Source organism: Enterobacter sp. CCUG 70166, from assembly GCF_020224095.1.
GTDB classification, from domain to species: domain Bacteria; phylum Pseudomonadota; class Gammaproteobacteria; order Enterobacterales; family Enterobacteriaceae; genus Enterobacter; species Enterobacter intestinihominis.
In genome coordinates, this window is record NZ_NRIQ01000020.1 from 18863 (window position 1) to 29889 (window position 11027).

Consider the following 11027-nt stretch of genomic DNA (forward strand, 5'->3'; position numbering starts at 1 on the left):
TGCCGCAAAAAGAAAAGCCCGGCTTTACGACCGGGCTTCCAGATTACTGCGGGTTAGCAGGCTTACGCGGGCGGCGTCGGCGCTGCCCCTCGCCTGCCGGTTTCCCTTCGCCGCTACGCCATGGGTTTTCACCGGCCGGTTTGCTGTCGTTATTACGACGCGGCGGTTTGCCCGAAGATTTCGGCGCGCCGCCTTCGGCACGACGCGGCTGCTGACCGCGACCACCGCCGCCTTGACCGCGCCCGCCACCCTGACGACCGTTCTGAATTGGCTCGGCTTTGATTGACGGGTCAACTTCATAGCCCGGGGTTTCAATGCGCGGGATCTCTTTCTTCAGCAGGCGTTCGATGTCGCGCAGCAGCTTGTGCTCATCCACGCAAACCAGAGAGAGCGCTTCCCCGGTTGCCGCCGCGCGTCCGGTACGGCCGATACGGTGAACGTAATCTTCCGGCACGTTTGGCAGCTCGTAGTTCACCACGTGCGGCAGCTCTTCGATATCCAGACCGCGTGCGGCGATGTCGGTTGCCACCAGCACGCGTATGTCGCCGGACTTGAAGTCTGCCAGCGCGCGGGTACGCGCGCCCTGGCTCTTGTTGCCGTGAATGGCCGCGCTGCGGATGCCATCTTTATTCAGCTGTTCCGCCAGGTGATTGGCGCCGTGCTTGGTGCGGGTAAACACCAGCACCTGCTGCCAGTTGCCCTGGCCGATCATCTGGGAGAGCAGTTCCCGCTTGCGCTTCTTATCTACAAAGTGCACGTGCTGCGTCACCTGCTCGGAGGCGGTGTTGCGGCGCGCGACTTCCACTTCCAGCGGGTTATGCAGCAGCTTTTCCGCCAGCGCCTTGATCTCGTCGGAGAAGGTCGCGGAGAAGAGCAGGTTCTGACGACGCGTCGGCAGCTTCGCCAGCACGCGGCGAATGTCGTGGATGAAGCCCATGTCCAGCATACGGTCGGCTTCGTCCAGCACCAGAATTTCGATGTTATCGAGCTTCACCGCGTTCTGGTGTTCGAGATCCAGCAGACGCCCCGGCGTTGCCACCAGCACGTCCACGCCGCCGCGCAGCTTCATCATCTGCGGGTTAATGCTTACCCCGCCGAAAACTACCAGCGAACGAATGTTGAGATAGCGGCTGTATTCACGCACGTTCTCACCAATCTGGGCCGCCAGCTCGCGGGTTGGGGTGAGGATCAGCGCACGCACCGGACGACGGCCTTTGGCGTGTGGCTGGTTTTTTACCAGCAGCTCCAGCAGCGGCAGGGTAAAGCCCGCGGTCTTACCAGTACCGGTCTGCGCGCTTGCCATCAGGTCACGGCCCTGCAAAACGGCCGGGATAGCCTGCTGCTGAATAGGGGTTGGCTCAACGTAGCCCTGCTCTGCGATGGCGCGCAGAATTTCCGGGTTCAGACCAAGGGAATCAAAAGACATAAAAACTCCGAACCGCCCCGACCATCACAGGTGTAGTTTTCAGGGAGATATAACGAATAGAAGGACAAAAACCACAATGTCGCGAAGGAGCGGAGTGTAGCAGCTTTTGTGACGTGGCGCATAAAATATCCCCGGCGATGACTCGACGTTTGCGCAAATCAGGCATAATCTTAATCAATCGATTGATTAATTTTTAATGCTGCTATGAATACAACCCCAACGACAACCAAAGGCGAACAGGCGAAAAGTCAGCTTATCGCCGCCGCGCTGGCGCAGTTTGGCGAGTATGGTCTGCATGCCACCACGCGGGATATCGCCGCGCAGGCCGGGCAGAATATTGCGGCCATTACCTACTATTTTGGCTCAAAAGAGGATTTATACCTCGCCTGCGCCCAGTGGATCGCGGATTTTATCGGCACCAGCTTTCGCCCACACGTGGAAGAAGCCACCGCGCTGTTCAGCCAGACAGAACCGGACCGGGTTGCCATCCGCCAGCTGATCCTTAACGCCTGTCACAACATGATTCGCCTGCTGACGCACGACGATACGCTGAACCTGAGCAAATTTATCTCCCGCGAGCAGCTCTCCCCCACTGCCGCGTACCAGCTGGTGCACGATCAGGTGATCGCCCCGATGCATAGCCATCTGACCCGGCTGATCGCCGCCTATACCGGACGGGACGCCAGCGATACGGACACCATTTTGCATACCCACGCCCTGCTGGGCGAAGTGCTCGCCTTCCGTCTGGGGCGTGAGACCATCCTGTTACGTACGGGCTGGACACAATTCGATGAGGATAAAGCCGCGCAAATTAGCCAGGTCATTACCTGTCACGTTGATCTGATCCTGCAAGGCTTAACGCAAAGGAGCCAGAAGTCATGAAAAAACCTGTCGCCATCATTCTGGTGGTTGTTGTCTTGCTTGCTGCGGGAACAGGCGGCTGGCTGTGGTATCAGAGCCAGCAGGATCGTGGCCTGACGCTGTACGGCAACGTGGATATCCGCACCGTGAACATGAGCTTCCGCGTCGGCGGACGGCTGGCCTCGCTGAGCGTTGACGAAGGCGATGCCATCAAAACCGGGCAGACGCTGGGGATGCTGGACAAAGCCCCGTTTGAAAACGCGTTGATGCAGGCAAAAGCGGGCGTCGCCGTCGCACAGGCGCAGTACGACCTGATGCTGGCGGGCTATCGTGATGAAGAGATCGCCCAGGCGGCCGCTGCCGTTAAGCAGGCAAAAGCCGCCTATGACTATGCGCAGAATTTCTATAACCGTCAGCAAGGCTTATGGAAAAGCCGCACTATTTCCGCCAACGACCTGGAAAATGCGCGCTCATCCCGCGACCAGGCGCAGGCGACGCTGAAATCTGCCCAGGATAAGTTAAGCCAGTACCGCACCGGTAACCGCGCGCAGGACATTGCCCAGGCGAAGGCCAGCCTTGAGCAGGCGCAGGCGCAGTTAGCCCAGGCGGAGCTGGATCTGCACGACACCACGTTAATCGCCCCGTCTGACGGTACGCTGATGACCCGCGCCGTGGAGCCGGGCAGCATGCTCAGCGCGGGCAGCACCGTGTTAACGCTCTCCTTAACCCGTCCGGTGTGGGTGCGCGCTTACATTGATGAGCCGAATCTTGGCCAGATGCAGCCGGGCCGCGAACTGCTGCTCTACACCGATGGTCGCCCGGACAAGCCGTATCACGGCAAAGTGGGCTTCGTCTCCCCAACGGCCGAGTTCACGCCAAAAACCGTTGAAACCCCGGATCTGCGTACCGACCTGGTGTATCGCCTGCGCATCATCGTCACCGATGCGGACGACGCGCTGCGTCAGGGCATGCCTGTTACCGTGACCTTAAACGACGGGGAACAACATGAATGATGCGGTTATCCAGCTCAATAATCTGGTCAAACGCTTCCCGGGAATGGCTAAACCGGCGGTCGCGCCGCTGAACTGTACGATTCAGAAAGGCTATGTGACCGGGCTGGTGGGGCCGGACGGCGCGGGTAAAACCACGCTGATGCGGATGCTAGCGGGATTGCTGAAGCCGGATGAAGGCAGCGCCAGCGTGCTTGGCCTCGATCCCATCAAAGACGACGCGGCGCTCCACGGCATACTCGGCTATATGCCGCAGAAGTTTGGTCTGTATGAAGATCTGACGGTAATGGAAAACCTCAACCTGTATGCCGATCTGCGCAGCGTTACCGGCGAAACCCGGCAGAAAACCTTCGAGCGTCTGCTGGCGTTTACCTCCCTCGGCCCGTTCACCGATCGGCTGGCGGGCAAACTTTCCGGCGGGATGAAGCAGAAGCTGGGGCTGGCCTGCACGCTGGTGGGCGAACCGAAGGTGCTGTTGCTGGATGAACCCGGCGTCGGCGTGGACCCGATTTCCCGCCGCGAGCTGTGGCAGATGGTGCACGAGCTGGCGGGTGACGGCATGTTGATCCTCTGGAGTACCTCTTACCTTGATGAAGCAGAGCAGTGCCGTGACGTGCTGCTGATGAACGAAGGCGAACTGCTCTATCAGGGCGAGCCCACCGAGCTGACGCAAACCATGGCCGGGCGCAGTTTTCTGCTACACAGCGCGCAGGAATCCAACCGCAAGCTGCTGCAACGGGTGCTGAAGCTGCCCCAGGTGAGCGACGGGATGATTCAGGGCCGTTCGGTGCGCGTGATCCTCAAAAAAGAGGCCACCGCCGACGATATCCGGCGTGCGCAGGGGATGCCTGAAATCGACATGACAGAGACCGCGCCGCGCTTTGAAGATGCGTTTATCGATCTGCTGGGCGGGGCGGGAACCTCAGAATCACCGCTTGGCGCCATTCTGCACACGGTGGAAGGCACGCCGGGCGAAACGGTCATTGAAGCGAAATCGCTCACCAAAAAATTTGGCGATTTCGCCGCCACCGATAACGTCAATTTTGCCGTGAAGCGCGGCGAGATATTTGGCCTGCTCGGGCCGAACGGTGCGGGGAAATCCACCACCTTTAAAATGATGTGCGGCCTGCTGGTACCGACCTCCGGCAAAGCGCTGGTGCTGAACATGGATCTCAAAGTCAGCTCCGGCAAGGCGCGCCAGCATCTGGGCTATATGGCGCAGAAGTTTTCGCTCTACGGCAACCTGACGGTGGAGCAAAATCTGCGATTTTTCTCCGGCGTCTACGGCCTGCGGGGACGGGCGCAGAACGAGAAGATCGGCCGCATGTGCGACGCCTTTGGCCTGACCGATATCGCCTCACACGCTACCGACGCGCTGCCGCTTGGCTTCAAACAGCGGCTGGCGCTGGCCTGTTCGTTGATGCACGAGCCCGACATCCTCTTTCTTGATGAACCTACGTCAGGCGTGGATCCCCTCACCCGCCGTGAATTCTGGTTGCATATCAATAGCATGGTGGAAAAAGGCGTGACCGTGATGGTCACCACCCACTTTATGGACGAGGCAGAGTATTGTGACCGCATCGGGCTGGTCTATCGCGGCAAGCTGATTGCCCACGGCACGCCGGACGACCTGAAAGCGCAGGCCGCCGACGACGCACAGCCGGACCCGACCATGGAGCAGGCGTTTATCACCCTCATCCACGACTGGGATAAGGAGAATCCTCATGCGCAGTAACGCCCTCTCCTGGCGCCGGGTGCGCGCCCTGTGCGTCAAAGAGACGCGGCAGATTGTGCGTGACCCCAGCAGCTGGCTGATTGCGGTGGTGATCCCCCTGCTGCTGCTGTTTATTTTTGGCTACGGAATTAACCTCGATTCCAGCAAGCTGCGGGTTGGGATCCTGCTGGAGCAGCAGAGCGAAGAGGCGCTGGACTTCACCCACGCCATGACCGGCTCGCCCTACATCGATGCCACCATCAGCGACAACCGGCAGGAACTGATCCAGAAAATGCAGGCCGGTAAAATTCGCGGTCTGATCGTCATCCCGGTCGATTTCGCCGCCAACATGGCACGCCCGGGCGCCGATGCGCCAATTCAGGTGATCACCGACGGCAGCGAACCGAACACCGCCAACTTCGTGCAGGGCTATGCGGAGGGGATCTGGCAGCTCTGGCAGATGCAGCGCGCCGAAGACCGGGGGGAGAAGTTTGAACCGCTGATTGACGTGCAGACGCGCTACTGGTTTAACCCCGCCGCCATCAGCCAGCATTTTATTATCCCGGGTGCGGTCACTATCATCATGACGGTGATTGGCGCGATCCTCACCTCGCTGGTGATCGCCCGCGAATGGGAGCGCGGCACCATGGAGGCGCTGCTCTCCACCGAAGTGACGCGCGTCGAGCTTTTGCTCTGCAAGCTGATCCCCTACTACTTCCTCGGCATGCTGGCGATGCTGCTCTGTATGCTGGTCTCGGTATTTATTCTTGGCGTGCCGTACCGCGGTTCGCTGGTGGTGCTGTTCTTTATTACCAGCCTGTTTTTACTCAGCACGCTGGGAATGGGGCTGCTGATCTCCACCATCACCCGCAACCAGTTTAACGCCGCGCAGGTGGCGCTTAATGCCGCCTTCCTGCCGTCGATCATGCTCTCCGGCTTTATCTTCCAGATTGACAGTATGCCGGCGGTGATCCGTGCCGTGACCTACATCATTCCGGCACGCTACTTTGTGAGCACCCTGCAAAGCCTGTTTCTGGCGGGGAACATCCCGGTAGTGCTGATTATCAACACCCTGTTTTTGCTGGCGTCGGCGGTGATGTTTATCGGGCTGACGTGGATGAAAACGAAAAGAAGATTAGATTAGCCATCGGATTTTGTAGGTCGGGAAAGCGCAAGCGCCACCCGACAGGAGGACGACGCGATGTTTCACCGTTTATGGACATTGATCCGCAAAGAGCTGCAATCCTTGCTGCGCGAGCCGCAGACCCGCGCCATTCTGGTGCTGCCGGTGCTGCTTCAGGTTGTACTGTTTCCGTTTGCCGCCACGCTGGAGGTCACCAACGCCACCATCGCCATTTACAACGAAGACAATGGCAAGCATTCCGTCGAGCTGACACAGCGTTTCGCCCGCGCCAAAGCCTTTACCCATGTCCTGCTGCTGCAAAGCCCGCAGGCGATCCAGCCCACCATCGACACGCAGAAAGCATTATTGCTGGTGCGCTTCCCGGCGGATTTCTCCCGCAATCTGGACACCTTCCAGACCGCGCCGATGCAGCTGATCCTCGACGGACGTAACTCCAACAGCGCCCAGATAGCGGCGAACTATTTGCAGCAGGTAGTGAAGGACTACCAGCAGGAGCTGATGGCGGGCAAACCCAAACCCAACAACAGCGAGCTGGTGGTGCGCAACTGGTACAACCCGAATCTGGACTACAAGTGGTTTGTGGTGCCGTCGTTAATCGCCATGATCACCACTATTGGCGTGATGATTGTCACCTCGCTGTCCGTGGCACGCGAACGTGAGCAAGGTACGCTGGATCAGCTGCTGGTCTCGCCGCTCGCTACCTGGCAGATATTTGTCGGCAAAGCGGTGCCAGCACTGATTGTCGCGACGTTCCAGGCCACCATCGTGCTGGGGGTGGGAATATGGGCGTACCAGATCCCGTTTGCCGGATCGCTGGCGCTGTTTTACTTCACGATGGTGATTTACGGCCTGTCACTGGTGGGGTTTGGGCTGCTGATTTCCGCGCTCTGCTCAACGCAGCAGCAGGCGTTTATCGGGGTGTTTGTCTTTATGATGCCGGCGATTTTGCTTTCAGGGTACGTGTCACCAGTGGAGAACATGCCGGTGTGGTTACAGGATCTGACATGGATAAACCCGATTCGTCACTTCACGGATATCACCAAGCAAATCTATCTGAAGGATGCGAGTCTGGATATTGTGTGGGGAAGTTTGTGGCCGCTACTGGTCATCGCGGCCACAACGGGCTCAGTGGCCTATGCGATGTTTAGACGAAACATCGCGTAGCTTTTTCTCTTTGGTGAGCAACGACACCACCGCAGGCCCTGCGAGGATAGCCAGACCCGCCAGGGCCAGCAGCAGGTTGTTTTGCAGCACGCGTGACAACAGCCACAGGACGATCATTGCCGCACCAAAATACCAGGTGGTGGTAAGCTCTTCGAGCACATCACCCACTTCACGCCAGCGCGCGTCGTGGTGACGCTGTAAAAACAGCATCGACAGCACGGTCACGCCGTAAACCACACATAACCCTAAGCCGACACGCACCAGCGTGCCGCTCATCCAGCCCATCACCAGTACGGCCACGACCAGTAAATGCAACATTATCTGCCAGCAACTTAAACCGGTTGCGACACGAACGCGTTGTTGCCACTTCATGGCTTCTCTCCTGAAGGATTTTTCTCTGCTAATTCAGACTACCGCACTTTACGGAAAATTCCGTAACGCCGCATCTTTTTGTGACGCCTACTACACTTTATTTTCATCGGGATAGTCACCCAGGAAGGTGTTTATGAGCAAAAGAACGCAGCATTTCTCGCTTAAGGTGCTGACGATAAATATTCATAAGGGCTTCACAGCATTTAACCGCCGCTTCATTTTACCGGAGCTGCGCGACGCGGTACGCACCGTCAGCGCCGATATTGTCTGCCTTCAGGAGGTCATGGGCGCGCACGAAGTGCACCCGATGCATTTCGAAAACTGGCCCGACACGCCCCATTACGAGTTTCTGGCGGATACCATGTGGAGCGATTACGCCTACGGGCGCAATGCGGTCTACCCGGAGGGGCATCACGGTAACGCAGTGCTGTCGCGTTTTCCTATCGAGCATTATGAGAACCGGGACGTCTCCGTTGGCGAGAGCGAAAAACGCGGGTTGTTATACTGCCGCATCACGCCACCGGCGCTCGATTTTCCCATTCATGTGGGCTGCGTTCATCTTGGCCTGCGTGAGGCCCACCGTCAGGCTCAGCTACAGATGCTGGCAGACTGGACCAATGCGCTGCCGGAGGGCGAGCCCGTGGTGGTGGCCGGTGATTTTAACGACTGGCGACAGCGGGCCAATCATCCGCTGAAGGTGAATGCGGGGCTGGAGGAGATTTTTACCCGCTCACGCGGTCGTCCCGCGCGGACGTTTCCGGTGCGCTTCCCCCTGCTGCGCCTTGACCGCATCTACGTAAAAAATGCCCACGCCAGCAGCCCGACGGCGCTGGCTTTACTCAACTGGCGACATCTCTCCGACCATGCCCCACTCAGCGCGGAGATCCACTTATGAAATGCACATGGCAGGAAGGTAACCGTATTACGCTGCTGGAAAATGGCGATAACTTTTATCCGGCAGTCTTTGAGGCGATTAGCCACGCACAGCAGAAAGTCTTTCTGGAAACGTTTATCTGGTTTGAAGACGACGTGGGCAGGCAGTTGCACAGCGCGCTGCTGCAAGCCGCTCGTCGCGGTACAAAAATCGAGGTCCTGCTCGACGGATATGGTTCGCCGGATCTCAGCGACGAATTTGTTAACGAGCTCACCGCCGCAGGGGTGGTATTCCGCTATTACGATCCCGGCCCGCGTCTGTTCGGGATGCGCACCAACCTGTTCCGCCGTATGCACCGCAAAATTGTGGTGGTGGATGAAACGGTGGCCTTCGTTGGCGGCATTAACTACTCCGCCGAGCATATGTCGGATTATGGTCCCGAAGCGAAACAGGACTACGCGATCCGCATTGAGGGACCGGTGGTTCAGGACATCCAGCTGTTCGTGCTGGAAAACTTACCCGGTAAAGAGGCCGCACGCCGCTGGTGGCGACGCCGCCATCGCCCGGAAGAGAACCGCAAGCCCGGCGAGGCGCAGGCGCTGTTCGTCTGGCGGGATAACGAGGAGCACCGGGACGATATCGAACGTCACTACCTGAAGATGCTGGCGAACGCGAAGCGCGAGGTGATTATCGCCAACGCCTATTTCTTCCCCGGTTACCGGATTTTGCACGCCATGCGCAACGCGGCCCGACGCGGGGTGAGCGTGAAGCTCATCGTCCAGGGTGAGCCCGATATGCCGATTGTGAAGGTGGGCGCGCGTCTGCTCTATCGCTATCTGGTCAAAAGCGGCGTGCAGATCTATGAATATCGCCGCCGCCCGCTGCACGGCAAAGTGGCCGTGATGGATGACCACTGGGCGACCGTTGGCTCAAGCAACCTCGATCCGCTGAGCTTATCGCTCAATCTGGAAGCGAACCTGATCATCCACGATCGCCAGTTTAATCAGACCCTGCGCGATAACCTTCAGGGTCTGATCAATAAAGACTGCGTGCGTGTGGATGAGTCCATGGTGCCGAAACGCAGCTGGTGGAACGTTGGCATCGGCGTGGTGGTGTTCCACTTCCTGCGCCACTTCCCGGCCATGGTGGGCTGGCTGCCCGCGCATACACCGAAACTGGCGCTGGTGGATCCGCCAGTGCAACCCGAAATGGAAACCCAGGACCGCGTAGAGGCGGAAGATGGAGGGAAAACCTGATGTCGAAATCTCATCCTCGCTGGCGGCTGGCGAAAAAAATCCTGACCTGGCTGTTCTTCATTGCCGTCGCGGTCCTGCTGGTGGTGTATGCCCAAAAGGTGGACTGGGAAGAGGTGTGGAAGGTTATTCGCAACTACAACCGGACAGTCCTGCTGGGGGCGGTTGGCCTGGTGATTGTGAGCTACCTGATGTATGGCTGCTATGACCTGTTGGGACGCGCCTACTGCGGGCATAAGCTTGCCAAACGGCAGGTTATGCTGGTGTCATTCATCTGCTACGCCTTTAACCTGACGCTGAGCACCTGGGTGGGCGGGATTGGCATGCGCTATCGCCTGTACTCCCGCCTTGGCTTACCGGGCGGCACCATCACGCGTATTTTCTCGCTGAGTATCACCACCAACTGGCTGGGGTATATCCTGCTCGGCGGGATGATTTTCACCATTGGCGTGGTGCAGCTGCCTGCGCACTGGTACATCGATGAGGCCACCCTGCGCATTCTGGGCATCGTACTGCTGCTGATCATCGCCGCCTACCTTTGGGCCTGCGCTTTTGCCAAACGTCGTCATATGACCATTAAAGGGCAGAAGCTGGTGCTGCCGTCATGGAAGTTTGCCGTCCTGCAAATGGTGGTTTCCAGCGCCAACTGGATGGCGATGGGGGCCATTATCTGGCTGCTGATTGGCGAAGATGTGAATTACTTCTTCGTGCTGGGCGTGCTGCTGGTAAGCAGTATTGCAGGGGTGATTGTGCATATTCCAGCGGGGATCGGCGTACTGGAAGCGGTGTTTATCGCGCTGCTTGCAGGGGAGCATGTGTCTCACGGGACGATTATCGCTGCCCTGCTCGCGTACCGCATGATCTACTACTTCCTGCCGCTGGCGCTGGCAACGGTCTGTTATCTGGTGCTGGAGAGTCGGGCGAAGAAGCTGCGCGCCAAAAACGAGAAGGCGATGGCAAAATAAAAGCAAAACGGCAACTTCGTTGCCGTTTTTAGGGTTTGTTCCCTCTCCCTGTGGGCGCAGGGATGCGCCGAGAGGGCGGCTTTACAGGGACGTTGCCTCCGCCCGTACCCGATAAGCCGGAAGGAATAAGCCGAGGGCACCGCGAAGTGACGATTTACCGCCGGGAGCCCGGGTCGCCAGGGTGGTGGCGACTGAGCCACCCTGGCACGTTCACCGGTCATGTCGTTACAGAGTAGCAAGGAAC

At 58.6% G+C, this 11027-nt stretch carries 10 protein-coding genes; 8 read left to right on the forward strand and 2 right to left on the reverse strand.

Annotated features, from left to right (window positions below; genetic code table 11):
• Window positions 1-43: 43 nt before the first annotated feature.
• The gene (rhlE, locus tag CKK19_RS09885; RefSeq protein ID WP_017693771.1) at window positions 44-1426 is read right to left on the reverse strand and encodes an ATP-dependent RNA helicase RhlE; all 1383 of its coding nucleotides are present in this window, start codon (window positions 1424-1426) and stop codon (window positions 44-46) included.
• A 204-nt stretch (window positions 1427-1630) separates the two neighbouring features.
• Here rhlE and cecR point away from each other — a divergent pair, with 204 nt between their 5' ends.
• From cecR to CKK19_RS09910, 5 genes are read left to right on the forward strand one after another with little or no spacing between them, the layout of a single operon-like run.
• Window positions 1631-2308 carry a transcriptional regulator CecR gene (gene cecR / locus CKK19_RS09890; protein WP_022647510.1) on the forward strand — a complete coding sequence of 226 codons (678 nt, stop codon included), beginning with the start codon at window positions 1631-1633 and terminating at the stop codon, window positions 2306-2308.
• Window positions 2305-3300 (forward strand): secretion protein HlyD, encoded by a 996-nt coding sequence (gene hlyD / locus CKK19_RS09895; RefSeq protein ID WP_022647509.1) that lies wholly within the window; start codon window positions 2305-2307, stop codon window positions 3298-3300. Before cecR ends, hlyD begins: the two co-directional genes overlap by 4 nt.
• Complete coding sequence (locus CKK19_RS09900) at window positions 3293-5032, forward strand: ATP-binding cassette domain-containing protein (protein WP_022647508.1); 1740 nt, start codon at window positions 3293-3295, stop codon at window positions 5030-5032. Before hlyD ends, CKK19_RS09900 begins: the two co-directional genes overlap by 8 nt.
• The gene (locus tag CKK19_RS09905) at window positions 5022-6155 is read left to right on the forward strand and encodes an ABC transporter permease (RefSeq protein WP_022647507.1); all 1134 of its coding nucleotides are present in this window, start codon (window positions 5022-5024) and stop codon (window positions 6153-6155) included. The genes CKK19_RS09900 and CKK19_RS09905 overlap by 11 nt, the downstream gene beginning before the upstream one ends.
• A gap of 57 nt (window positions 6156-6212) precedes the next feature.
• Entirely contained in the window at window positions 6213-7319 is a 1107-nt protein-coding gene (locus CKK19_RS09910; protein ID WP_022647506.1) for an ABC transporter permease, read from the forward strand.
• Here the strand turns inward: CKK19_RS09910 and CKK19_RS09915 are convergent.
• A complete protein-coding gene (locus tag CKK19_RS09915) occupies window positions 7281-7691 on the reverse strand; it encodes a YbhQ family protein (RefSeq protein WP_003858499.1) in 411 nt (136 codons plus the stop codon). The two genes, CKK19_RS09910 and CKK19_RS09915, sit on opposite strands and share 39 nt — an antisense overlap.
• Before the next feature lie 133 nt (window positions 7692-7824).
• Between CKK19_RS09915 and CKK19_RS09920 the strand changes: the two genes are divergently transcribed.
• The 3 genes from CKK19_RS09920 to CKK19_RS09930 are packed head-to-tail and all read left to right on the forward strand — an operon-like array spanning window position 7825 to window position 10783.
• A complete protein-coding gene (locus CKK19_RS09920; RefSeq protein WP_022647505.1) occupies window positions 7825-8586 on the forward strand; it encodes an endonuclease/exonuclease/phosphatase family protein in 762 nt (253 codons plus the stop codon).
• Complete coding sequence (gene clsB, locus CKK19_RS09925; protein ID WP_063854360.1) at window positions 8583-9821, forward strand: cardiolipin synthase ClsB; 1239 nt, start codon at window positions 8583-8585, stop codon at window positions 9819-9821. Before CKK19_RS09920 ends, clsB begins: the two co-directional genes overlap by 4 nt.
• Window positions 9821-10783, forward strand: a complete 963-nt coding sequence (locus CKK19_RS09930) for a lysylphosphatidylglycerol synthase transmembrane domain-containing protein (RefSeq protein WP_063854359.1) — start codon at window positions 9821-9823, stop codon at window positions 10781-10783. Before clsB ends, CKK19_RS09930 begins: the two co-directional genes overlap by 1 nt.
• Window positions 10784-11027: the final 244 nt, after the last annotated feature.

Bases quoted from the DNA above. Each gene is read 5' to 3' on its own strand.
- rhlE (WP_017693771.1), bottom strand. From the start codon at position 1,426: ATGTCTTTTGATTCCCTTGGTCTGAACCCGGAAATTCTGCGCGCCATC.
- hlyD (WP_022647509.1), top strand. From the start codon at position 2,305: ATGAAAAAACCTGTCGCCATCATTCTGGTGGTTGTTGTCTTGCTTGCT.
- cecR (WP_022647510.1), top strand. From the start codon at position 1,631: ATGAATACAACCCCAACGACAACCAAAGGCGAACAGGCGAAAAGTCAG.
- CKK19_RS09910 (WP_022647506.1), top strand. From the start codon at position 6,213: ATGTTTCACCGTTTATGGACATTGATCCGCAAAGAGCTGCAATCCTTG.
- CKK19_RS09920 (WP_022647505.1), top strand. From the start codon at position 7,825: ATGAGCAAAAGAACGCAGCATTTCTCGCTTAAGGTGCTGACGATAAAT.
- CKK19_RS09930 (WP_063854359.1), top strand. From the start codon at position 9,821: ATGTCGAAATCTCATCCTCGCTGGCGGCTGGCGAAAAAAATCCTGACC.
- CKK19_RS09915 (WP_003858499.1), bottom strand. From the start codon at position 7,691: ATGAAGTGGCAACAACGCGTTCGTGTCGCAACCGGTTTAAGTTGCTGG.
- CKK19_RS09900 (WP_022647508.1), top strand. From the start codon at position 3,293: ATGAATGATGCGGTTATCCAGCTCAATAATCTGGTCAAACGCTTCCCG.
- clsB (WP_063854360.1), top strand. From the start codon at position 8,583: ATGAAATGCACATGGCAGGAAGGTAACCGTATTACGCTGCTGGAAAAT.
- CKK19_RS09905 (WP_022647507.1), top strand. From the start codon at position 5,022: ATGCGCAGTAACGCCCTCTCCTGGCGCCGGGTGCGCGCCCTGTGCGTC.